Genomic DNA, 24,023 nt, shown 5'->3' with positions numbered 1-24,023 from the left:
AAACGCTCATCTTGAGTACTGATGAGGCTATTTGCCAAGGGCAGTAGCTTTTTCTTTTGCAACACTAATTTTAGGAGTTTAACTATGTCTGAAAAATCGCAATGGGGTTCTAAATTGGGCTTTATCCTAGCATCTGCTGGTTCAGCCATTGGACTTGGTGCTGTTTGGAAATTCCCCTACATGACTGCTGCTAATGGCGGTGGAGGCTTTTTACTGGTCTTTCTTATCTCCACTATTTTAATCGGTTTCCCCCTTTTGCTAGCTGAATTTGCCCTCGGCCGAAGTGCTGGTGTTTCAGCTATCAAAACCTTTGGAAAACTAGGCAAGAATAGTAATTACAACTTTATCGGTTGGATTGGTGCCTTTGCCCTTTTTATCCTCTTATCTTTCTACAGTGTTATTGGAGGATGGATTCTAGTCTATCTAGGCATTGAGTTTGGAAAATTGTTCCAAATTGGTGGAACGGGTGATTATGCTCAATTATTTACTTCAATCATTTCAAATCCAGCCATTGCTCTAGGAGCTCAAGCTGCCTTTATCCTATTGAATATCTTCATTGTATCACGTGGGGTTCAAAAAGGAATTGAAAGAGCTTCGAAAGTCATGATGCCTCTGCTCTTTATCATCTTTGTTGTCATCATTGGGCGCTCTCTCAGTTTGCCAAATGCCATGGAAGGGGTTCTTTACTTCCTCAAACCAGACTTCTCTAAGCTGACAAGTGCTGGTCTCCTCTATGCTCTGGGACAATCTTTCTTTGCCCTCTCACTAGGGGTTACAGCCATGCTGACCTATGCTTCTTATTTGGATAAGAAAACCAATCTAGTCCAGTCAGGGATTTCCATTGTAGCTATGAATATCTCAGTATCTATCATGGCGGGTCTAGCCATTTTCCCAGCCATGTCAGCCTTCAATATCCAGTCTGAAGGGGGACCGAGCTTGCTCTTTATCGTCTTGCCTCAACTCTTTGACAAGATGCCTTTTGGAACCATTTTCTACATCCTCTTCCTCTTGCTCTTCCTCTTTGCGACGGTCACTTCTTCCGTCGTTATGCTGGAAATCAATGTGGGCAATATCACCAATCAGGACAACAGCAAGCGTGCCATGTGGAGTGCCATTTTAGGAATTTTGACCTTTGTCTTTGGAATTCCTTCAGCCCTATCTTACAGTATTATGGCAGATGTTCATATTTTTGGGAAGACCTTCTTTGATGCTATGGACTTCTTGGTTTCCAATCTCCTTATGCCATTTGGAGCTCTCTGCCTTTCACTTTTTACAGGCTATATCTTTAAAAAGGCTCTTGCAATGGAGGAACTCCATCTTGATGAAACAGCATGGAAACAGGGACTGTTCCAAGTCTGGCTCTTCCTTCTTCGTTTCATCATTCCAATCATCATCATCGTGGTCTTCATCGCCCAATTTATGTAATCAAAAAGGACTTGAGTAGTAAACTCAGGCCCTTTCTTTTTTATGGATGGCTAACAATCAATTCCAGACCTTGCCCTTCCAATGTCCAAGCTTCAACATCACTTGGTAGGATAAAGTGGCTACCTTTTTGGATTGGATAATTTTTCCCGTCAACAGTTAGTTGACCTTGACCAGCCAAGACACTGAATAAGCTGTAGTCAGCTGTCTTTTCGAAGTCAACTTTTCCAGTAATTTCCCACTTGTAAACTGCAAAGAAATCATTGGATACAAGGAGAGTGGAACGTAAATCATCTGCTTTGATAGTTACAGGACGGCTATTGGCAGGCTCGCCAATATTCAAGACATCGATAGATTTTTCAAGGTGAAGTTCACGCAAGTTGCCATTATCATCCTTACGGTCAAAGTCATAGACACGGTAAGTGGTATCGCTAGATTGCTGAGTTTCAAGAATCAAAATTCCTGCTCCGATAGCGTGCATGGTGCCACTTGGTACATAGAAGAAATCTCCAGCCTTTACAGGAACTTTTGTCAACAAGGCATCCCAGTTCTTGTCCTCGATTTGCTGGCGGAGTTCTTCTTTTGACTTGGCATTGTGACCATAGATAATTTCTGAACCTTCATCCGCTGCGATAATGTACCAGCATTCTGTTTTTCCAAGTTCGCCTTCATGCTCCAGTCCATAAGCATCATCTGGGTGAACTTGGACGCTGAGCCAGTCGTTGGCATCCAGAATCTTAGTCAAAAGCGGAAATACAGGTTCTGGACGATTGCCAAACAATTCACGGTGTTCTGCATACAAAGTAGCTAGGTCTGTTCCCTCGTAACGACCATTGGAAACTTTAGAGACTCCATTTGGATGAGCTGAGATGGCCCAGTATTCTCCGATTTTTTCACTTGGGATGTCGTAGCCAAACTCATCACGTAGCTTGGTTCCACCCCAGATTTTTTCTTGCATAACTGATTGTAAAAATAATGGTTCTGACATCATATTCTCCTGTCTGATTTTTCTCCCCTCATTATAGCAAAAAGCTCCATCTAATTGAACTCTTTTTCACATATTATAAAGTAGGGAGAAGATTTTATAAAAATAGTGAACAAATGTGCTTTACTCAATACTTGCACCATTACTAGCAATGACATCCTTGTACCAATAGAAGGACTTCTTCTTGCTCCGTTTGAGACTTCCTTGACCAGCATTATCTCGATCCACATAGATAAAGCCATAGCGCTTGTTCATTTCGCCCGTTCCAGCGGAAACCAGATCGATACAGCCCCAAGTCGTATAACCAAGCAAGTCAACACCATCTTGGTAAATGGCATCTCGCATGGCCTTAATGTGAGCCTCTAAGTAAGCAATCCGATAGTCATCTGCTATATAACCATTCTCATCCGGTGTATCCATAGCACCTAGACCGTTTTCCACAATGAACATTGGCTTTTGGTAACGATCCCAGATAGCATTGAGGGTGATACGAAGACCAAGTGGGTCAATCTGCCATCCCCATTCTGAGGATTCAAGATAAGGATTTTTGAGAGAGGCAAAGACATTTCCAGCAGTCAGATCCCTCACTTCTGGATTCCCTGAGGCCACTCGACTTGCATAGTAAGAGAAGGAAACAAAGTCAACAGTATTGTTCTTCAACAAGTCCAGATCCTCTGCTGTCATTTGAATCTCAATCCCCTCACGCTCCCACTGCTTCTTGGCATAGTTTGGGTATTCCCCACGCGCTTGAACATCAATGAAGAAGTAACTCTTGCGATCTTCCTCCATGGCTGCCCAGTAATCTCTCGGATGGGCTGTGTTAGGATAGTATTGCCCTGCTGCCAACATACATCCGACCTTGTTTTCTGGGTCAATTTCGTGGGCAATTTTCGTCGCAAGGGCTGAGGCCACCAACTCATGATGGGCCGCTTGGTATTTAACCTGTTCTTGATTTTCTCCTTCTTCAAAATAGAGTCCAGCTCCCATAAAGGGGGCATGGAGAATCATGTTGATTTCGTTAAAGGTAAGCCAATATTTGACCAAACCCTTATAGCGGGGAAAGAGTGTGCGACAAAGTTTTTCATAGAAGTCTAACATCCGACGATTGCGCCAACCACCGTACTCTTCAATCAAGTGCATAGGACAATCGAAATGCGTAATGGTCACCAGAGGTTGGATCCCATACTTGTGGCACTCCTTAAATAAATCCTCATAAAAGGCTAGACCAGCTTCATTTGGCACTGTTTCGTCGCCCTTAGGAAAAATCCTAGTCCAAGCAATGGAAAGTCGATAAGTCTTAAAGCCCATCTCTGCAAAAAGAGCAATATCTTCCTTGTAATGATGGTACATATCAATAGCTTCTTTGGCTGGATAAAAATAACCCTCCTCAAACGAAAACATCTTTTTATGACCTGTGATAATGGCTTCACGATCTGGACCGATGGGGACGACATCCACATTCGCCAATCCACGACCTTCTAAATTATAAGCACCCTCACACTGGTTGGCAGCTGTCGCTCCGCCCCACAAGAAACCATCCGGAAAAGTCAGTTTTTCGGTCATAACTCTACTCACTTTCTTATTTGCTTGTTCATTTACTTATATTATAACTTATTCTGTAAACCTTTTCTTATAAAATACTGTGACATACTGATACTATTCTACTATTTAAGTTTATCAGATTGTTTTTTAAAAAATTATCCTCTAGAAAAAGTAAATAGCCTCCCCTGAAACAAAAAAGAAGACTGAAAACTAGTCTCCTCTGTTCCTTTTAAATCAAAGCTGTAATAACCGTCACTAGGCCAAAAATAATACCTGGTGCATTAGCTGCTGCAAGGGGGATATCTCTTTCTTTTTTGAAAAGACCGTAGTAAACCCAGAGACTACAGTTGATGGCAGCAACCAAGGGCTGGATGAAATTTCCTTTTTGACCAGCCAGATTGTTCATGATTTGTGGGAAGTAAGACACATACATCATAACAGACATAAAGGTCGCTACCCAACCTAAAATTTTCATTTGTTTTTCAGACATTTTCAAAACCTCTTTCATTTTTACTGAATCTTATTTTAAAATATTCTTTCAAAACAATCAAGTCTTTAAAACTTTTGTTATAAAGATATAAACTATCACAATCTTGTTATAAGAAAGAGGGAACAGAAAAAAGACCGAATTGCTCCGTTCTGTTTACTCAATCAAATATTAGAAAATGAATACTCCTTTTCAATGAATCGATTGATTGATGGTAAATAAGCCGTTAGAAATTATTGACAGTATCGAAATTTTCTAGTAAAATGAATTTTGTTAATACCTAAATGGTGTGTAGTTTTCTATCAACATAGTCAGGAGAAAAGGAACTTATGCTAAAAAAATTTAATGAATTGTCACTGAAAGATAAGGCTTATCTAATTGGCGGTTTGAGCTTATTAGTCATTGTGATCTCATTTGGTCTACTCAATCGTCAAACAGTAACTGTCAGTCTTGTCTTTACACAACTATCTGCTCCCTTGATTTTGGTGATTTTTACTTGTCTAGTAATCGGGATCATTGCTGGTAGTGCTATTGGTATTAGCTATCACCATAACAAGACTCAAGATCTGAGAAGCCGCATTGCTGAAGCAGAAGCGACTATCAATATAAAAGACAGGGAGCTTGTCCAGTACGAGGAACAGGTGCAACAATTAAAACAGGAAGCCAAACAATAAGTGTAGAAATCATAACCACCCGTGAAAACGGGTGGTTTTTTGTCTCGCACCTAACGGAGCGAGACGGACTGAAAGTCGCATAAATACAAAAAAGATCGAATTGCTCCGATCTTTTTAAGTTTCACTCCAAGAATGTTTAGATAAAAAATTTGATAATAGAATTACCTACTTCATACGATAAAAATCAATCACTAGACCAGCAGGCCCTTTAACTAATAAGGACTCTGTTCCCCAATCGGTTACAGTTGGTCCGTTTAAAACCTGGATACCAAGTTCTTTCAACCGTTGGTAATTCTGGTCTACATCCTCAACCTCGATATGAAGAATGATTCCTGACTGAAAATCTTCCAAAGGAATCAAATGATTTTGGGACAACATCAGACAGTGACTGCCAATCGTAAACTGAGCAAAACTGTCATCAACATAATCGGGCTTTTTATCCAAAATACGCTCCAAGTCAGCACAGACTTGGGGAACATCGGAAACGATAATATCTAATTGATTTAAATTCATTTACTATCCTCCAGAAAAAGACCGGATTGCTCCGATCTTTTCAAGTTTCTCTCTATGAAAATCAAAGAACAAACAAGGCATCAAACCGCAGGCAGTACTGGAGTACGGCAAGGTGAAGATAACACAGTTTACATTTGATTTTCGACGAGAGAAATTATTTAATTGCGCGTGATTGCAACCCTTCTTCTTCCAAGAAGAGGCGGAATGGTACGAGTTCTTCTGCTTCGTATTTTTCCTTGAAGTCTTTGATTGCTTCTTCTGAGTGAAGTTTTGGATCCAATTCAAGTACTTCTACTGGAAGTGGACGGTGTGGAGTGATGCGAGCATCGATCACAACAGTTTTACCTTCTTTGCTCAATTTAACAGCTTCTGCAACAACTGCATCGATGTCTTCGATACGGTCAACTGTAAATCCTACAGCACCTTGAGCTTCAGCGATTTTCGCATAGTCAGCATTAGGGAAGTCACAACCAAACAAGTGTTTGTTTGTGTCTTCGTATTTGTCCTTGATGAAGGCATATTTACCATTTGAGAAGACAACGTTGATAACTGGAAGGTCGTATTGAACGTTTGTGATAACGTCTGGGTAGCACATGTTGAATGCACCGTCACCCATGATGTTCCATACTTGGCGATCTGGATTGTCTTTCTTAGCAGCGATACCACCAGGAAGGGCAATACCCATTGTCGCAAAGAGTGGAGATGTACGCCACATGTTCTTAGGTGTCATGTGAAGGTGACGAGTAGATGTTTGAGTAGTGTCACCTACGTCGATTGAGTAGATAGCGTCTTGATCAGCATGTTTGTTGATTGCATTGTAAACTTGATACAATTGCAATTCACCCTCAGTTTTACCTTCGAGTTTGTTCATGTAATCACGCCAGTTTTGGTTATTCTTAACGTTTGCACGCCACCATGGAGTAGATTCAACTGGATTCACTTTGTCAAGGATTGCTTTCGCTGCTTGACCTGCATCACCAAGGATTGAAGCGTCTAGGGCATGACGTTTACCAAGTTTGTAAGGGTCGATATCGACTTGGATGAATTTTTCAGTATTCTTGAATGCTTCGTAAACTTCAGCAAATGGGAAGTTTGAACCAAGGAAAAGAACTGTGTCTGCTTCAAAGACAACTTCGTTGGCTGGTTTCCAACCAACACGGTAAGCAGAACCTGTCAAACCTTCATAGTTCCATTCGAAAGCTTCAAAGTTTTTACCAGTTGTAATGATTGGTGCTTTGATTTTACGTGACAATTCAGTTATCACTTCACCAGCTTTAACACCACCGTAACCAGCATAGATAACTGGACGTTCAGCATTGTTCAAGATTTCAACAGCTTTGTCGATTTCAACTTCGTTCAAAGCAGGAGCGATGAATGAACGCTCGTATGAACCTGATCCATAGTATGAATTTTCGTCGATTTCTTGGAAACCGAAGTTTACTGGGATTTCAACAACAGCTGGACCTTTTTTAGAAACTGCAGCACGGCAAGCTTCGTCAATTACTTTTGGCAATTGCTCAGCGTAAGCTACACGTTTGTTGTATACAGCGATACCGTTGTACATTGGGTTTTGGTTCAATTCTTGGAAAGCATCCATATTCAATTCATTAACTGGACGTGATCCAAGGATTGCTAGGAATGGAGTGTTATCCATAGCTGCATCGTAAACACCGTTAATCAAGTGAGTCGCACCTGGACCACCTGAACCAACTGCAACCCCGATTGAGCCGCCGAATTTAGCTTGCATAACCGCTGCAAGAGCACCTGTTTCTTCATGGCGAACTTGCAAGAAGCGGATATCTTTGTCTTCAGCCAAAGCGTCCATCAATGAGCTGAGTGTTCCTGATGGGATACCGTAGATTGTGTCTACGCCCCATGTTTTCAATACATTAAGCATTGCTGCAGATGCAGTAATTTTCCCTTGAGTCATAATGATAACTCTCCTTCAAATATTTTTAAATCTACTAAAAAAGGTTTCATATAGTTTTTGAAAACGTTTCAGTAAATTTTTACAATACTAATTTATCACATTTATTTTGACTTTACTAAGAATCTGCTCAGAAGTTTTTATTCTCTATTACAGTACAGTTTGAAAACGTTTTTAGCTTCTGTTTTATAATACTCAATGAAAATCACAGAGCAAACTAGGAAGCTCGCCACAGGTTGCTCAAAGCACAGCTTTGAGGTTGCAGACAAAGCTGACGTGGTTGGAAGAGATTTTTGAAGAGTATAAAAAGCGAGCAAGCCCGCTTTTAGTCTATTTTACTAAAGTTTAGTAAGAGTGAACTGGTCAGAACGGATACAGAACTAAAGGCCATGGCTAGACCTGCCAGTTCTGGGTTGAGAGCCAGTCCAACACCTGAAAAGACTCCTGCTGCAATCGGAATTCCGGCGACATTGTAGATAAAGGCCCAGAAAAGATTGAGCAGAATTCGATTAAAGGTTTTCTTACTCATGTCAAAAGCACGAACCACTCCTAGGAGGTTATTAGTTGTCAACACCAAATCTGCTGACTCGATGGCAATATCTGTTCCAGCTCCCATAGCAATCCCCACATCTGCTACACTAAGGGCAGGAGCGTCATTGATACCATCCCCAACAAAGGCTACTTTGCCAGACGCTTGTAGTTTATGGATTTCATGAGCTTTTTCCTCTGGCAAGACACCTGCAATGACCTCTTCGATTCCGATCTGATCGGCAATGGCACGCGCCACACCAGCATTATCTCCTGTCAGCATGACTGTTTTAAGACCTCGTTTTTTCAACTGACTGATGGCAAGCTTGGCATTTTCCTTAGGAATATCTTGCAGAGCAAGCAAGCCTTTGATTTCATTGTCCACAGCCAAGAAAACAACTGTCTTAGCTTCTTTTTCTAGTTCTTCTAGTTTTTCTTGATAAGTTCTAGAAATATCCATGCCATCCAGCATTTTAGCATTTCCAAGCAAAACTTGTTTTCCATTGATTTGCCCTGAGACACCTTTCCCGTGCAAGGCTTGGAAATTTTCAACAGTTTGAAACTCAAGTCCAGCTTCACTCGCTCGTTTCACAACGGCTTCAGCCAGTGGGTGTTGAGAAGCTTCTTCCAAGGAAGCTGCCAATCCAAGCACTTCTACTTCGTCTCCAATGATATCTGTGACCACAGGTTTCCCTTCAGTCAAAGTCCCGGTCTTATCAAAGACGATAGTTTGAACTTTCTGGATTTCCTGTAGAACCGTTCCATTTTTGAGGAGAACTCCCATCTTGGCACTGCGACCTGTCCCCACCATAAGGGCTGTCGGTGTTGCAAGTCCCAATGCACAAGGGCAGGCGATAATCAAAACCGCCACTCCGTAGAGAAGAGAGGACACAAAGCTAGCTCCAAGCACGACCACACTATCCCTGAGCAAGACGAACCAAACCCAAAAGGTCACAATCCCTAAAATGACAACTGCTGGGACAAAAATTCCTGAAATCTTATCCGTCAAGTCCTGAATCGGCGCACGACTGGTTTGAGCTTTCTTCACAAAATCCACAATCTGAGCCAAAACAGTCTCTGAACCAACTTTTTCTGCTCTAAAAACAAGTGTTCCACTATTATTGATGGTTGAACCAATGACGGTATCTCCAACTGTCTTGTCCACAGGCAGACTCTCACCTGTCACCATAGACTCATCAATACTAGAGATACCTTCTACTACGACACCATCAACCGCAATCTTTTCACCGGGACGCACTCGAATCAGGTCACCTACCTTGACTTGCTCCAAAGGGACTTGAACATAGTTATCCTCACGCAAGACTTCTGCAGTTTTAGCCTGCAAGTCAAGTAATTTCTCCACAGCTTGGGAAGTATTTTTCCGCATTTTCTCCTCAAAAACGGCTCCCATAAGAACGAAGAAGAAGATAAAGGCAGCACTTTCAAAGTAAACGGGGAGACCAGCGAAGAGGGCAACTAAGCTATAGAAATAGGCCACTAGGGTTCCCAGAGCAACCAAGGTATCCATGTTGGCATTGTGCTTTTTAAAACTAGCCCAAGCACTTTGGATATAAGGACCACCTGCTACTAGCATAATCGGTGTTGTGGCTAAAAAGGTTCCCCAACGCATGACTTGGTGACTAATTCCTCCTGTCGACATCCCAATCATGAGGATCACAAGAGGCACAGTAAAGATACTAGTAATCCAAAAACGCTGTAAAAGTGATAGAGATTTTCGAGTCTTCTCAACAACTGTATAACTTCCCTTTTGCATCTTCATACCACAAGAAAATTCATGTTGACCTAATTCTTGAGGTGTAAAACGAATGACTTTCTCTTCGTCTACGCCGATTGGTTCTAAGATGCCTTCTTCTTCAAAAAGAATTTCCTTATAACAGTTTGAAGGAGTAGTACGATGAAAGGTAATCTCAGCTGGAATCCCTTTTTGAAGCTGTATATGAGCTGGATGGTAGCCTTTGTCTGCCGTGATACGGATTTTTTGAACACCATTTTCAAGACTTGCTTTTACAATTTCAGTCATATCATTCTCCTATTCTACAATCATCTTACCGTGCATCATATTCATGCCACAAGAGAAACCATACTCTCCAGCCTGCTCAGGCGTGATTTCCACTATATACTCTTCCCCCATAGGCAGGTCCGCATGTACACCAAAATCTGGAAAAACAATTTGGTCCAGACAGGGTGAAGGGTCCTTGCGGTCAAAGACAATGCGGGCTGGCACTGATTTCTTGAGGATAATCAACTCAGGCGTATAGCCACCCATGACCTCCACTCGAATCTCTTGGTAGCCGTTTTTTTGCTGGGCTTTTTGTCCAGATTTTTCAGGCTTTTTGAAAAACCAAAACAAGATAAAGGCGATAAGGGTAATACAAACAATGGTTACAATACTATTTAACATGACGTCTCCTTTACATACAATTACATTTTACTTCTGTTACAGCGCTTGACTTCTTCTCAGAAATCACAGCTTCCAAGTCTTCCAAGTCAGCCTGAGTAAAATCACATTCAGCAATCAAATCAGCCAGCAAGTTCTTAATCCTACGGGAACAAACCTTGTCTTTGATATCTTGGACAAGTAAATCCCGACTTTGGTCCAAAGTTAAAAGTGCTGAATAAACAAAAGACTTGCCTTCTTTTTTCCGAGTCAAACACTCTTTCTCAACCAAACGAGCCAAAAGAGTTTGAATGGTTGACTTGGACCAGTCGAACCGCTCCGCCAGAACCCTGATCAAATCCATACTGGTCTGCTCTCCTTGCATCCAAATAATCTTCATGACCTGCCATTCTGCATCTGAAATCTGCATAATCACACCTCCTAAATCTACATTTGTCAATTACAATTATCAGTATACCCTTATAATCTACATTTGTCAACTATGAAATTAAGCTTTTCTTTGAAAAATTGAATTTTAACCATTTGATAAAGGATTTGCAGTCAAATCTTACTATATAAACTATAAAAATATGCTATACTAAAGAAAAAAAGAAAACAACCACTAGGGGTGCGTAAAGCTGAGATTAACGACTGTTAGACCCTTTGACTCAATCTAGGTAATGCTAGCTGATGGAAGTGGAAATGATAATGGGGGCTAGCAGTCTTCTATTGCCTTTCTAAAACGAACCAGCTTGTTCTTAAGAATACAAACTTCAGTTGGTTGGGAGGTTTTAGATGACTTATTTACCCGTTGCTTTGACCATTGCAGGGACTGACCCTAGTGGCGGTNNNGGCATTATGGCTGATTTAAAGTCATTCCAAGCTAGAGATGTCTATGGAATGGCCGTTGTGACCAGTCTTGTCGCTCAAAATACCAGAGGCGTTCAATTGATCGAGCACGTTTCTCCTCAAATGTTGAAATCCCAATTGGAGAGTGTCTTTTCGGATATCAAGCCTCAGGCTGTAAAAACTGGCATGTTGGCGACTACTGAAATTATGGAAATCATCCAGCCCTATCTTAAAGAGCTGGATTGTCCCTATGTTCTTGACCCTGTTATGGTCGCTACTAGTGGAGACACTCTGATTGATACCAGTGCCAGAACTTACCTAAAAACAAACCTACTTCCCCTTGCAACCATTATCACTCCCAATCTTCCTGAGGCAGAAGAGATTGTTGGTTTTTCAATCCATGATCCTGAAGACATGCAGCGTGCCGGTCGCCTGATTTTAAAAGAATTTGGTCCTCAGTCTGTTGTCATCAAAGGAGGACATCTCGAAGGCGGTGCCAAGGATTTCCTCTTTACCAAGGAGGACCAATTTGTCTGGGAAAGTCCACGAATTCAAACCTGTCATACACATGGTACTGGATGTACCTTTGCTGCAGTGATTACTGCTGAACTAGCCAAGGGGAAAACCCTCTATCAAGCAGTCGATAAAGCCAAGGCATTTATCACGAAAGCCATCCAAGACGCCCCTCAACTCGGTCATGGTTCTGGCCCAGTCAACCATACAAGCTTTAAAGATTAAAAAAACTCTCTAGTTCCCACTTTAAGGGAATTAGAGAGTTTTTATACTTCTTCAAACTACGTCAGTTTTATCTGCAATCTCAAAGCAGTGCTTTGAGCAACCTGCGACTAGCTTCCTAGTTTGCTCTTTGATTTTCATTGAGTATTAATTAGAAAATAATGTCATCCAACTTTGTCAAAAAGGCTTGAGTTTTTGCCTCTATATCTTCTGCCTGCATCAAATCACGCACTACAGCTACACCAGCTATACCAGTGCCGATAAGTTGGTCAATATTCTCTGATGTCAAGCCTCCGATAGCAACTACTGGAATAGCGACCCTTTGGCAAATTGTCTTCAAGGTTGAAATCAGGGTGATAGGCGCATTTTCCTTGGTCGTAGTCGGGAAAATGGCTCCTGTCCCCAAGTAATTCGCCCCTCCTTCTTCTGCCTCGAGAGCTCTTTTTACAGTTTTAGCTGTAACACCGAGGATTTTGTCAGGGCCCAAGACTTGTCGGGCAACCGAAACTGGTAGTTCATCGTCTCCGATATGCAGACCAGCAGCATCAACCGCAAGACAAACATCCAAACGATCATCGATTATCAGGGGTACCTGATAGGCATCTGTTATTTCCTTGACTTCTTTTGCCAGTTGATAATATTGATTGGTTGTGAGATTTTTTTCTCGTAATTGGACTATGGTAACCCCTGAACGGCAAGCCCTCTCAATCTTTTCAAGAAAACTTTCCAAGGAATCTTGGTAGCGGTTGGTTACCAGATACAGTCTAAGTGCTTCTCTATTCATAAATGTCTCCTTTGATGGCATCTAGCCAATTTTCATCTCTTTTGAGGAGCGAAAGCTGATTGAGTACTTGGTAACGAAATTCTTCCAATCCCATTCCTTGAACAACTATTCTCTCAGCAGAAATATTAAGATAAGAAACCGCTAGGCAAGAAGCTTCAAAGGCAGTCTTTCCTTGGCTGAGAAAAACAGCTGTCAAGGCTCCAACCAAGTCTCCTGTCCCTGTTATCCAGTCTAATTCTGCACAGCCATTTCCCAGTACAGCGACCTGATTCTTCGAAACGATGAGGTCCTTGGGGCCTGTGACTAAGAATGACATACCTGGATAGGTCTGACACCAGTCTTTCAAAACTTGAAGTAAATCCTCAGTTTCTTGGTCTTTAGCACTCGCATCGACCCCAACCCCGTGGTGTTTTAAGCCAACAAGACTTCGGATTTCTGACATGTTTCCTTTAAGGACCGTAGGTCTATAGTCTAAAAGGTCTTCAACTAAGCTCTTACGAATGGATGAAGCCGTTACGCCAACCGCATCTACTACCATTGGGAGACAAACTTGATCTGCATAAGAAGCTGCCATACGGATTGCTTTTTCCTTCTCAGCTGACAAATGTCCCAAATTGATGAAGAGTGCCTGGCTTTGCTTAGTAAAATCAAGAACCTCACGGGGATCATCTGCCATAACTGGTTTACATCCCAGAGCCAAAATCCCATTTGCCAATATCTCACAAGAAATTTCATTGGTAATACAGTGAATGAGGGAAGTCGTTCCCAGAGGAAAAGGATTTGTCAATTCCTGCATCAGTTTATCCTTTCATCAAAGAAATATCCCTGCACTTTTTTAAAGAATTCCTGCTTGATTAAAAATCGAAAGGCAATAAAGGAAATCGCTGTACCAATCAAGGTTGCTCCGAAAAATCGAGGAGTATAGATAAACCAGCTAAGCTTTGCAGCTGATCCTGTAAAGAGTACCATAACAGGATAGGAAACAATAGAACCAATAATACCTGTTCCCAAAATTTCTCCCAAGGCAGAAAAGTAAAATTTTCGACCATACTTATAAAAGAGACCTGCTAAAAGGGCTCCAAAAGTTGCTCCTGTGAGAGCTAAAGGCGGAATCCCTTGAGTCGTCATACGGATAAAGGCTGTCACTGTAGCCATAGCCAAGGCATAAACAGGTCCCATCATGATTCCTGCTAGAATATTGACTACACTGGACATCGGTGCCATTCCCTCAATCCGAAAAATAGGCGTAAGAACTACATCAAGGGCAATCATCATGGATAAAATGGTTAATTTGTGAACCTGTAATTGGTGGTTTCTCATATTTCTATTCTTCTCCTGTTTCTAAAGACTGTAAATCGCTCTTCCATGTCTGGTGTTGGTAGGCCATTTCCCAAAACTTAGCTTCCATATGAACACTGATGTGGAAGACATCTAGCATTTTTTTCTTGTCTGTCTCGTCACTTTCTCGATAGAGCTGATTGACCAGAGCCTCTTCCTCTCTGATTTGCTGCTCCAACTCATCCGTAATATAAGTTTCAATCCATTGTTGGTAGAGAGGATTTGGTGATGGTTTAAGATTAAGTGATTTGCCTATATCATGATATAGCCAAGGACAAGGCAGCAAGCTCGCAAAAGCAATGCCCAAGTTTGGCTCTGCAAATTGACGATAAATGTGAGAGATATAATGATAGCAGGTTGGAGCGATTGGATGTTGCTCCATTTCCTGGTTGCTGATTTCCAATTCCTTGAAAAATTGTTGGCGGATAAATAACTCACCTTCCACTAGACTCTGAGCATTTTGTTTCAAGAGTCTTTTCATCTCTTGGTTTGAAGTCTTATCAGCCAAGAGGTGATAGGCTTCTGAGAAGGCCTTCAAATAGTAGGCATCCTGAATCAAGTAATAGCGAAAGATGGACAGGTCTAAATTTCCCTCTTGCAACTGTAAAACAAAGGGATGATGAAAGGAGGCCTGCCAAGCTTCCTTGGATAATTCCATCGCAATATCTGTAAATTCCATAATAACTCCTTTATAAAAATAGACTGGTTTGAAGCAATAAAAAGAAAAGCAGGTAGATGAATATTGTCCTTTGAGGAATATAAAAAGTCCGATAGCGATTCTCCACCTGTGCATGTTCGTCATATCCATGCGCCGATAGAGCTCTCAGATAAAGATGGCGCCATCTAAAGACTGTCATCAGAACCTTGCTATAAATCAAGGGCGACCAAAAATGTAGTTCTTGACCGCGTAATAAGCACGCTTCCTTGAGGGACTTGATTTCTTGCTGGATAAGGGGGAAGGAATTGAATACAACAATCAAGGCATAGGCCCAAGAGCGTGATAACCCCTTTTGGGCCAAGTACAAAAGAAGCTCTTTTAGGGAAATAGAGGAAACAAAGACAAGACCAATACAAACGGTCACAAAGGCCCTCGTTCCAAGCATGACTGCCTGCGAAGCATCTCCATGTAACTGAACTGCCCAGTAGTTGGCCAAGGATGGCAAAATGGCGAGCAGAATCATCCAAGCCAATACTTTAAATCGATGGTAATAGAGCATAGAGAGAATACAAAATGCGACTACCGAAAGATTCAGAGCAATCGAAGGAATGAAAGATGTTTCCAGCGACAAAATCAGCAAGAAGAGACTGATAATCGGTGTCTGGGTTGCTACTTTGACCATACTATCTCACCTCCCCTTGAGCATTGCTACTCTGAGATGTGAGTGGTTTGGTAAATGTCACTGCTTTCACATGACTGAGACCCTGACTAGTCATCTCAATCCAATAATCAACTACAGAGATCAAGGGATCCAAACGATGGCTAATGATTAGAAAACTTCTTCCTTGATTTCTCTCCTCCACAATCCACTGACAAAAATAATGACAAGCTCTATCATCCAAACCTGCAAAAGGTTCATCTAGCAAAATCACAGAAGCCTTGCTGGTCAAGATGGTCAAGAGCTGAAGAATCTTTTGCTGGCCACCACTTAATTGATAGGGGCTCTTATCAAGAGCCTGCTCCAGATCAAAATATTGTAAAGCTTGGAAAATTCGCTGATTTCTTTCAGAATCAGGTCCATCTAATTGAAGCTCCTCTCGCAGACTGACTCTGATAAACTGTTTCTCAGCTTCCTGAACAACACCCGTCAGGTCACGATACAAACTCTTTTTCTTTTTTAGAACCGAACCCTTCCAAGTAATGCGCCCCTTATACTTTTGAAATTGAAGAATAGACCGAAAGAGGGTTGATTTCCCGACACCATTGTCACCCAAGATACAGGAAATTCCCTGGTAAAATGTAAAATTCACAATCGAAAAGAGGGAACGCTTATCCAGCTCACAAGACGTTCGATCCATATGGAACAGTTCCGGGCTAGAAGCAACCTCCTTTGAAGCAACCTGTGTCATCTCAGAGGTAGGGATTTGAAACACTTCCCTTAGTTGTCCATCTCTTAGCTCCACCATATGGTCGATATAGGCTTCATAATCAGATAAATCATGGTCGCACAGGATGACTGCCTTCCCATTAGAGGCTAACTCTTTTAGAATCTCCAATATCTCGATTCTGCTCTTGCGGTCAATGGAAGCGAAGGGCTCATCCAAGAGATAGACCCTAGGATTCATAGCAAAGAGAACAGCCAGTGCAGCCTTTTGCTTTTCCCCACCTGATAAGTGATGAATTGGACGGTGCAAAATCGCCTTGCAGTGACATTGCTGGACAACATCTGCTATTTTAGAATCAATTTCCTGAACGGGATGCCCAATATTTTCCAAGGTAAAAATCAGCTCCTCAAACAAGTTCTCCATGGTAAATTGATGATTGGGATTTTGAAAGAGAATACCAACCGTCTGGACACGTTCGATGATAGAAAGCTGACTGACCTCGCTCCCATTTATCAGGACTTGACCGCTATAGGGAAGAGAACTGACTTGGGCAATCATTTGAAAGAGACTAGATTTTCCTGAACCACTGCTCCCAACTAACAAGGTAAAGGCTTGCACATGAAAAGTAAAATCAAGCGACTCAGAGAAGATTGGGGACTGAATCGCTCGTAGTTCCAGACCCATCTATGCCTTGCCCCCAGCTGCAAACTGATGATAAAGTTTGACAATGGCACGAACCAAGATAGTACAGAAGAAAAAGACAGAAATAAAGCGCACCACAAGCAAGGAAAGGACAAAAGGAAGGGAGAAGGCGTAGTAACCTAACTTAATGTACTCATAGACAAAGCTAACAAGCGTAATCCCAATACTATTGGCAGTTAGAGAGAGCCAACTTTCATAGCGATTCTTGGTTACGATAAAACCAAGTTCACTTCCCAAACCTTGAACCAAGCCAGACAAAAGAGCACCTAGACCGAATTGGCTACCATAAAGGACTTCAGCAAGCGCAGCTAGCACTTCACCAATCGTTGCACTTCCCACTCTTGGAACAAAGATGGCAGCAATAGGCGCAGCCATACACCAGAGACCAAAGAGGATTTCATTGGCAAAGGCCTGCAAGCCAAGAGGGGCTAAAATCAGGGTGAGGATATCAAACAGATAACCTGAACCCACAAAAACGCCACCAAAAAAGATAGACAAGAAAGCAAGTAAGATAACATCTTTTAACTGCCATTTTTTCAACATAAAAAAACTCCTTTTTTAAAGAAAAGTGGGGCATACAAGGTGATCTACCTAAATGCTTTGTATCATCTTCATCCAGTTTCGTAAAAGAAAAAACTCTAATTACAGATAGGAATTAGAGTTCAGCTTACAAGATTAGATGGTTAGTTTCTATAAATACAAAACCATTTCACATTTCCCTTCGCCAGTCTTAACTGTATCAGGTTCAATGGGTATCATCTCAGCCTAAAGCACCCCAAATGTCTTTATTATTTAATTATATAAATATTATAACAAACGATTTTTTCCAGTTCAAGAAATTGAACTGAGAAATAAGCTAGGCCAATCTATTGTAGTAAAATCACTAAGTAAACCATATAAACAGCCTATTCACTTATGAAGGATAATAACCCAACTTATCGAGTGAGAGAATCCTATTGACTTAAAAGACAAGAATAAAAAAGTTAAAATTGTTCATTCATTTCTCGAACAGTTTTTTCTATATTTTTTGCATACGATATTGCTGAAATAATTGAAACACCGTCAACATTGGTCTTCATAATGTCTTTAATATGTTGCGTCTGTATCCCACCAATTGCAACTAAGGGCATTTGTGGCAATAGTTTTCTCATCAATTTAAGGCCTTCATAACCTATAGCACCACCAGCATCATCCTTTGACTGGGTATCAAATACAGGACCAACACCAACATAATCTACATATTCAACTTTTGATTGTTGAAATTCTTCCTCGTTTTTTATAGAAAGACCAATTATTTTATCTGGCATCAATTTTCTAATTTCATCAACTCCAAGGTCATCCTGTCCTACATGTACGCCATCAGCATCTATTTCCAATGCTAACTCAATATCATCATTAACGATAAATGGAACATTATATTTTTTACAAAGAGCCTGTAGTTTTATTGCTAATTCGACTTTTTCTATACCTTTCAGGGCTCCCTCACCTTTTTCACGGAATTGAAATAAGGTTATACCACCTTTTAAGGCTTCCTCAACGACCGTATATAGATCTTTTCCTTGGCAAGTAGTCGTTCCACAAATAAAATATAGTTTTAGTAATTCTTTATGAAACATTTTTCTTCACTCTTTTGAATTTCTTTACATCTTCGTCTGTAATCTCGTATAAGGCATTTATAAATTCAACTTTAAATGTTCCAGGAAGATGCCCATTTGGACGTTTTTCTGCCATTTCTCCAGCGATATTGTAAACCAACATTGCTGTTTCTAATGATTTCAATTCTTGACCTTTTTCAAGTCCGATAAAGCTTGCTACTACAGCACCTAATAAACATCCTGTCCCAATAACTTTTGGCATCATGGCACTACCATTATGAATCGTTACCACTTCTCCATTTACCGCAATAGCATCCACTTCACCTGTTACTATTATAGGAATATTGAACTTCTCATTTGCTGCTAGAGCAATTTCATCAATATTATCTACGCCCGCACTATCTACTCCTTTAGATGCCACATTTATCCCTACTAAAGAAGCAATCTCGCCAGCATTTCCCCTAATCGCTGCTAGTTTATAATTGTTGATTAGATTATCTGCTACTTTTTTTCTATATTCTCCTGCTCCACAAGCTACAGGATCTAAAACTGCTGGGACATTATATTTCTCTGCAATTTTCAGAGCAGCTTGGTATAACTTCCAATTTTCATCTGTCAATGTTCCTATGTTTATTAATAAACCTCCAGCATACTTTAATAAGTCCTCTAAATCTGCTGGAAACTCACTCATGGCTGGTGATGCACCTAGTGCTACTAATCCATTTGCTGTGAAATTTTTTACTACATCATTGGTTATGCAAATGACCAAAGGTGCTTTTTCTTTTAATAATTTTAAACTTGTCATATTGAAATTCTTCCTTCTCACTTTATACGATATACTGATTTCGATTTATCTCTATCTTTCGTTAAGAAATTTTTTTCATTTACCATTTACATTGAATGATTTACCTCATCAAATTTGTAAATATCCTAAACCTTCTCTAGGCGTCATAGCCAATATCAAAAAAGGCTAATTCTAAAGCAACCGCTTGATTCCAACGTTCCTGAAGTTCTGTCAAATCCTCTCGACCTTTTCCGACACGATTGAGTTCGTCAACCAGAAATTGAACCCACTCTGTAAAGAAAGAACCTCTGTGGAGATTGATCCATTCCGAATGAATATAGGCTTCAGGTAGAGCCAAATCTTTAGAACCCCAGTCTAAATAGAGACCTTCTGCAATGACCAACATGACCAAAAGATGGGCATAATCTGATGATGACACAGCAGAATACATAAGCTGCTGAAAGGTTTTTGTTACAGGATGCAAGGTCACTTCCAGATAGTCATTCTCAGATACTTTTAACTCTTTGAAAGCCTTTTGGAAATAACCGTCTTCATCTGCTTCAAGAAAGCCTAGTTGCTTGGCAAAACGAAGTTTGGATTCAAGCTGGTCTGCGTGGGCTACGCAAGCACCCAGCATGGATAAGAAGGCATCAAAGAAGTGATAATCTTGAATCAGGTAGTCTTTTAAGACCTTATTCTCAATTGTCCCCGCAAAAAGTTCCTTAACAAAACGATGATTGATTGCAACTTGCCAATCCTGCTGACTATTTTTTAATAATTCTCCAACAATCAAACCTGGCTGAAATGCATAGTCTTGTGTTTCCATATTTACTTTTCCTCTCTTTACTCGTTCGTAATCAACAAAACATCAAGAAAATCCTAGTTTTACTTGACCTTTTTAAAGAAAATCAAGGGCGTTCAAGAAGAGCTACCTAAATGCTTTGTATCACCTTCATCCAGCTTATATAAACAAAAAAACTCCAATTACAATCAAGAATTAGAGTTGACTTACAAGATTAGATCGTTCATTTCGCCATACGAAAAAACGTTTCACATTTCCCTTCGCCAGTCTTAACTGTATCAGGTTCAATGGGTATCATCTCAGCTTAAAGCACCCCAAATGTCTTTATTATTTAATTACTGCACCAGTATAGCAAAAAATGAAAGCCCTAGCAAGATATTTGATTGAAAAATATATTTATATAGACTTTTATATGATTTTCCTTTATTCAAACGTTTAAAACACAAACAAAAACCTCCACATTCAGTGGAGGCAATCTTTTTATCAATACAATTTTAAGTCGCGTGGGTCAACTGGGAAGGTTGGGTTGTATGGGTTGTGACGGAGTTTGAAGTGTTTGACATCTTCAATGGTCTGAGTTCCAGACAATTGCATGACTGTCTTCAATTCAGCATTCAAATGTTCAAAGACTTGGCGTACACCGACACTACCACCAAGGGCCAAGCCATAGATAACCGGGCGACCAATAGCTACCAAGTCTGCTCCTGAAGCCAAGGCTTTAAAGACGTGTTGACCACGACGAATACCTGAGTCAAAGACGATTGGTACGCGTTTGTCAACTGCTTCAGCTACTTCTTGAAGTGAGTCGAAGGCAGCTGGTCCACCGTCGATTTGGCGACCACCGTGGTTGGTTACCCAGATACCAGAGGCACCTGCAGCAAGCGAACGTTCAACGTCCTCACGGCATTGTGGTCCCTTGACATAAACAGGAAGTCCTGAGTATTCAGCGATAAATTCTACATCACGTGGAGACAAGCGTTGTTTAGCTGATTTGTAAACAAAGTCCATTGATTTTCCAGCACCTTCTGGCAGGTATTCTTCAACAATCGGCATGCCAACTGGGAAGACAAAACCATTACGCTTATCAACCTCACGATTGCCCCCTACAGTCGCATCTGCCGTCAAGACAATCGCTTTATAACCTTCAGCCTTCACACGGTCCATGATGTGGCGGTTAATGCCATCATCCTTACTAAAGTAAAATTGGAACCAGTGAGGTGTCCCTTGAAGGGCTTCTGTAATTTCTGGAAGGTCGACAGTAGAGTAAGAACTGGTTGTATAGAGAGAACCAAACTCATGAACACCACGCGCAGTCGCCACTTCACCCTGTTCATTTGCCAATTTATGAGCTGCAACAGGTGCCATAATGATTGGTGAAGACAATTTTTCGCCTGCAAATTCAATCTCTGTACTTGGATTTTCTACATTGCAAAGCGTATGCGGAACGATGAGTTTGTGGTTAAAGGCGCGAATATTCTCACGCAAAGTGAAAGTATCTTCCGCCCCACTGGCGATATAGCCAAATGCTGCTTTCGGAATAACTTGTTGCGCCATTGGCTCCAAATCATAGGTATTGATGAAATCTACATGGCCTTCTGCATTGCTTGTTTTGTATGACATAAAATGCCCTCCTTAATAAGTAAGCGTTTACTTTGTATATTACAAAAATATCTTAACTCTTTTTTCAAAACTTTTCAAATATTTTGTTTGGAAATTTCAGAAATTTTAGGACTATGATAAAAAATCCTTATAACGACAATAAAAAATAGATATTATCCAAAGAAGATTTTAAGTGCTACAATAACTGTATTATTTCTAGATGGGAGGTTCTATTTTTGGATTGGTCCATTGTTGAACAATATCTACCACTATATCAAAAGGCATTTCTTCTGACCTTGCATATTGCAGTTTGGGGAATTTTGGGATCCTTTCTGCTCGGTTTAATCGTTAGTATCATCCGGCATTATCGAATTCCTGTTTTGGCGCAAGTAGCGACAGCCTACATTGAATTGTCACGCAATACGCCCCTTTTGATTCAACTCTTCTTTCTCTACTTCGGTCTTCCCCGAATCGGGATTGTCCTATCTTCAGAAGTCTGTGCCACTTTAGGACTGGTCTTTTTAGGAGGATCCTATATGGCAGAATCTTTCCGAAGTGGGCTGGAAGCCGTTAGTCAAACCCAGCAGGAGATTGGATTAGCAATCGGTCTGACACCTCTACAGGTCTTTCGCTATGTAGTTCTTCCGCAAGCAACAGCGGTAGCCCTACCGTCTTTTAGTGCCAATGTCATTTTCCTCATCAAGGAAACCTCTGTTTTCTCAGCAGTAGCTTTGGCCGACCTCATGTACGTCGCCAAGGACTTGATTGGTCTCTATTATGAGACAGACATTGCGCTAGCTATGTTGGTAATTGCTTATCTGATTATGCTACTACCCATCTCACTGGTCTTTAGCTGGATAGAAAGGAGGCTCCGCCATGCAGGATTCGGGAATCCAAGTACTCTTTCAGGGAAATAATCTCCTGAGAATCTTACAGGGATTGGGCGTTACGATTGGGATATCCATCCTGACTGTCCTCTTATCCATGATATTCGGGACAGTCATGGGAATCATCATGACCTCCCATTCTAGAATCATACGATTTTTAACACGATTGTATCTGGAATTTATCCGTATCATGCCCCAGCTGGTGCTACTCTTCATCGTTTACTTTGGCTTGGCTCGAAATTTTAATATCAATATCTCAGGTGAGACTTCTGCTATTATCGTTTTCACCCTCTGGGGAACAGCTGAAATGGGGGACTTGGTCCGTGGAGCTATCACTTCCCTCCCTAAGCATCAGTTTGAAAGCGGACAGGCACTCGGCTTGACCAATGTTCAACTTTACTACCACATTATCATCCCACAGGTTTTGAGAAGACTGCTACCGCAGGCCATTAACCTTGTCACTCGGATGATTAAAACTACTTCCTTGGTCGTTTTGATTGGAGTTGTAGAGGTTACCAAGGTTGGACAACAAATCATCGATAGCAATCGCCTGACCATCCCAACTGCTTCCTTCTGGATTTATGGAACCATTCTGGTCTTGTATTTCGCAGTCTGCTTTCCAATTTCCAAACTATCCACTCACTTAGAAAAACATTGGAGGAACTAAATGTCTGAAACTATCTTAGAAATCAAGGAACTAAAAAAATCCTTTGGAGACAATTCCATCCTCCAAGGTCTATCCCTACAAATCAATAAAGGGGAAGTTGTAGTTATTCTGGGGCCATCTGGTTGTGGGAAAAGTACTCTGCTTCGTTGTCTCAATGGCTTAGAAAGTATTCAAGGTGGAGATATCCTGCTGGACGGTCAGTCTATCGTTGAAAATAAAAAAGACTTTCACCTAGTTCGCCAAAAAATTGGCATGGTCTTTCAGAGCTATGAACTCTTTCCCCATCTGGATGTCTTACAAAACCTCATCCTAGGTCCTATCAAGGCTCAGGGAAGAGACAAGAAGGAAGTAACGGAAGAAGCTCTGCAACTACTGGAACGTGTTGGTTTGCTAGACAAACAACATAGCTTTGCGCGTCAATTATCTGGCGGACAGAAACAACGGGTTGCGATTGTCCGTGCCCTTCTCATGCATCCAGAAATCATCCTTTTTGACGAAGTGACTGCTTCGCTGGATCCAGAAATGGTGCGTGAGGTGCTGGAACTTATCAATGATTTGGCCCAAGAAGGCCGTACCATGATTTTAGTAACCCATGAAATGCAGTTTGCCCAAGCAATTGCCGATCGGATTATCTTCCTCGACCAAGGGAAAATCGCTGAAGAAGGAACAGCTCAAGCCTTCTTTACCAATCCTCAAACCAAACGAGCTCAGGAATTTTTAAACGTCTTTGACTTTAGCCAATTTGGCTCATATCTATAAAGG

Annotated in this window: 25 protein-coding genes and 3 riboswitches; of the genes, 6 read left to right on the top strand and 19 right to left on the bottom strand. The window is 41.1% G+C overall.

Features of this window, described 5'->3' with window-relative positions:
* The first annotated feature begins 84 nt into the window (after positions 1-84).
* Entirely contained in the window at positions 85-1,425 is a 1,341-nt protein-coding gene (locus MK480_RS00570) for a sodium-dependent transporter (RefSeq protein ID WP_261082184.1), read from the top strand.
* A 40-nt stretch (positions 1,426-1,465) separates the two neighbouring features.
* On the opposite strand, the gene manA is transcribed toward MK480_RS00570, so the two are convergent.
* The 3 genes from manA to MK480_RS00555 form a co-directional block, all read right to left on the bottom strand.
* A complete protein-coding gene (gene manA, locus MK480_RS00565) occupies positions 1,466-2,410 on the bottom strand; it encodes a mannose-6-phosphate isomerase, class I (RefSeq protein ID WP_261049748.1) in 945 nt (314 codons plus the stop codon).
* Positions 2,411-2,530: 120 nt separating this feature from the next.
* Positions 2,531-3,970 (bottom strand): 6-phospho-beta-glucosidase, encoded by a 1,440-nt coding sequence (locus tag MK480_RS00560; RefSeq protein WP_268707048.1) that lies wholly within the window; start codon positions 3,968-3,970, stop codon positions 2,531-2,533.
* Positions 3,971-4,178: 208 nt separating this feature from the next.
* Positions 4,179-4,439 (bottom strand): SemiSWEET family transporter, encoded by a 261-nt coding sequence (locus tag MK480_RS00555; protein WP_001291472.1) that lies wholly within the window; start codon positions 4,437-4,439, stop codon positions 4,179-4,181.
* Between the two features lie 326 nt (positions 4,440-4,765).
* On the opposite strand from MK480_RS00555, the gene MK480_RS00550 reads away from it, so the two are divergent.
* Positions 4,766-5,110 carry a lipopolysaccharide assembly protein LapA domain-containing protein gene (locus MK480_RS00550; RefSeq protein ID WP_000913393.1) on the top strand — a complete coding sequence of 115 codons (345 nt, stop codon included), beginning with the start codon at positions 4,766-4,768 and terminating at the stop codon, positions 5,108-5,110.
* A gap of 165 nt (positions 5,111-5,275) precedes the next feature.
* Here the strand turns inward: MK480_RS00550 and MK480_RS00545 are convergent, their stop codons facing one another.
* The 5 genes from MK480_RS00545 to MK480_RS00525 form a co-directional block, all read right to left on the bottom strand.
* Positions 5,276-5,623: a VOC family protein gene (locus tag MK480_RS00545; protein WP_001052638.1), complete on the bottom strand. Its 348-nt coding sequence runs from the start codon at positions 5,621-5,623 to the stop codon at positions 5,276-5,278.
* 154 nt (positions 5,624-5,777) lie between these two features.
* Complete coding sequence (spxB, locus tag MK480_RS00540; protein ID WP_033685224.1) at positions 5,778-7,553, bottom strand: pyruvate oxidase; 1,776 nt, start codon at positions 7,551-7,553, stop codon at positions 5,778-5,780.
* 322 nt (positions 7,554-7,875) lie between these two features.
* Complete coding sequence (locus MK480_RS00535) at positions 7,876-10,119, bottom strand: heavy metal translocating P-type ATPase (protein WP_261024386.1); 2,244 nt, start codon at positions 10,117-10,119, stop codon at positions 7,876-7,878.
* Positions 10,120-10,128: 9 nt separating this feature from the next.
* Positions 10,129-10,500: a cupredoxin domain-containing protein gene (locus MK480_RS00530; RefSeq protein ID WP_049546478.1), complete on the bottom strand. Its 372-nt coding sequence runs from the start codon at positions 10,498-10,500 to the stop codon at positions 10,129-10,131.
* Positions 10,501-10,510: 10 nt separating this feature from the next.
* Positions 10,511-10,906, bottom strand: a complete 396-nt coding sequence (locus MK480_RS00525) for a CopY/TcrY family copper transport repressor (protein WP_020903487.1) — start codon at positions 10,904-10,906, stop codon at positions 10,511-10,513.
* A 184-nt stretch (positions 10,907-11,090) separates the two neighbouring features.
* A riboswitch (TPP riboswitch) is annotated at positions 11,091-11,188 on the top strand.
* Between the two features lie 83 nt (positions 11,189-11,271).
* Here MK480_RS00525 and thiD point away from each other — a divergent pair.
* Positions 11,272-12,063, top strand: coding sequence for a bifunctional hydroxymethylpyrimidine kinase/phosphomethylpyrimidine kinase (gene thiD / locus MK480_RS00520; RefSeq protein ID WP_268707047.1), 792 nt, complete (start codon positions 11,272-11,274; stop codon positions 12,061-12,063).
* A 148-nt stretch (positions 12,064-12,211) separates the two neighbouring features.
* Here thiD and thiE (MK480_RS00515) read toward each other — a convergent pair whose 3' ends face one another.
* The 11 genes from thiE (MK480_RS00515) to lctO form a co-directional block, all read right to left on the bottom strand.
* On the bottom strand, positions 12,212-12,844 hold the full coding sequence (gene thiE / locus MK480_RS00515) for a thiamine phosphate synthase (RefSeq protein WP_049544388.1): 633 nt from the start codon (positions 12,842-12,844) through the stop codon (positions 12,212-12,214).
* Complete coding sequence (thiM, locus tag MK480_RS00510; RefSeq protein ID WP_268707046.1) at positions 12,837-13,640, bottom strand: hydroxyethylthiazole kinase; 804 nt, start codon at positions 13,638-13,640, stop codon at positions 12,837-12,839. Before thiM (MK480_RS00510) ends, thiE (MK480_RS00515) begins: the two co-directional genes overlap by 8 nt.
* Complete coding sequence (thiW, locus tag MK480_RS00505) at positions 13,640-14,164, bottom strand: energy coupling factor transporter S component ThiW (RefSeq protein WP_125456308.1); 525 nt, start codon at positions 14,162-14,164, stop codon at positions 13,640-13,642. Before thiW ends, thiM (MK480_RS00510) begins: the two co-directional genes overlap by 1 nt.
* Before the next feature lie 4 nt (positions 14,165-14,168).
* A complete protein-coding gene (tenA, locus tag MK480_RS00500; protein ID WP_268707045.1) occupies positions 14,169-14,861 on the bottom strand; it encodes a thiaminase II in 693 nt (230 codons plus the stop codon).
* 10 nt (positions 14,862-14,871) lie between these two features.
* The gene (locus MK480_RS00495; protein ID WP_268707044.1) at positions 14,872-15,522 is read right to left on the bottom strand and encodes an energy-coupling factor transporter transmembrane component T; all 651 of its coding nucleotides are present in this window, start codon (positions 15,520-15,522) and stop codon (positions 14,872-14,874) included.
* A 1-nt stretch (position 15,523) separates the two neighbouring features.
* Positions 15,524-16,909 carry an ATP-binding cassette domain-containing protein gene (locus tag MK480_RS00490; RefSeq protein WP_268707043.1) on the bottom strand — a complete coding sequence of 462 codons (1,386 nt, stop codon included), beginning with the start codon at positions 16,907-16,909 and terminating at the stop codon, positions 15,524-15,526.
* Positions 16,910-17,470, bottom strand: a complete 561-nt coding sequence (locus MK480_RS00485; protein ID WP_000915275.1) for an ECF transporter S component — start codon at positions 17,468-17,470, stop codon at positions 16,910-16,912.
* 156 nt (positions 17,471-17,626) lie between these two features.
* Positions 17,627-17,715: riboswitch (TPP riboswitch) on the bottom strand.
* Between the two features lie 195 nt (positions 17,716-17,910).
* The gene (gene thiE, locus MK480_RS00480) at positions 17,911-18,543 is read right to left on the bottom strand and encodes a thiamine phosphate synthase (RefSeq protein WP_268707042.1); all 633 of its coding nucleotides are present in this window, start codon (positions 18,541-18,543) and stop codon (positions 17,911-17,913) included.
* The gene (gene thiM, locus MK480_RS00475; protein WP_268707041.1) at positions 18,533-19,327 is read right to left on the bottom strand and encodes a hydroxyethylthiazole kinase; all 795 of its coding nucleotides are present in this window, start codon (positions 19,325-19,327) and stop codon (positions 18,533-18,535) included. The genes thiE (MK480_RS00480) and thiM (MK480_RS00475) overlap by 11 nt, the downstream gene beginning before the upstream one ends.
* A 136-nt stretch (positions 19,328-19,463) precedes the next feature.
* Complete coding sequence (locus MK480_RS00470) at positions 19,464-20,132, bottom strand: TenA family protein (RefSeq protein ID WP_268707040.1); 669 nt, start codon at positions 20,130-20,132, stop codon at positions 19,464-19,466.
* Between the two features lie 214 nt (positions 20,133-20,346).
* A riboswitch (TPP riboswitch) is annotated at positions 20,347-20,435 on the bottom strand.
* Positions 20,436-20,591: 156 nt separating this feature from the next.
* Positions 20,592-21,728 (bottom strand): L-lactate oxidase, encoded by a 1,137-nt coding sequence (lctO, locus tag MK480_RS00465; protein WP_000120723.1) that lies wholly within the window; start codon positions 21,726-21,728, stop codon positions 20,592-20,594.
* A 215-nt stretch (positions 21,729-21,943) separates the two neighbouring features.
* On the opposite strand from lctO, the gene MK480_RS00460 reads away from it, so the two are divergent.
* The 3 genes from MK480_RS00460 to MK480_RS00450 are packed head-to-tail and all read left to right on the top strand — an operon-like array spanning position 21,944 to position 24,020.
* A complete protein-coding gene (locus tag MK480_RS00460; RefSeq protein WP_261124476.1) occupies positions 21,944-22,624 on the top strand; it encodes an amino acid ABC transporter permease in 681 nt (226 codons plus the stop codon).
* Entirely contained in the window at positions 22,584-23,261 is a 678-nt protein-coding gene (locus MK480_RS00455) for an amino acid ABC transporter permease (RefSeq protein ID WP_219966822.1), read from the top strand. The genes MK480_RS00460 and MK480_RS00455 overlap by 41 nt, the downstream gene beginning before the upstream one ends.
* Positions 23,262-24,020, top strand: coding sequence for an amino acid ABC transporter ATP-binding protein (locus tag MK480_RS00450; RefSeq protein ID WP_261144235.1), 759 nt, complete (start codon positions 23,262-23,264; stop codon positions 24,018-24,020). It abuts the gene before it with no gap.
* The last annotated feature ends 3 nt before the right edge of the window (positions 24,021-24,023 follow it).

The organism is Streptococcus mitis (assembly GCF_026782895.1).
GTDB classification, from domain to species: domain Bacteria; phylum Bacillota; class Bacilli; order Lactobacillales; family Streptococcaceae; genus Streptococcus; species Streptococcus mitis_CB.
This window is presented reverse-complemented; position numbering and strand designations above follow the sequence as displayed.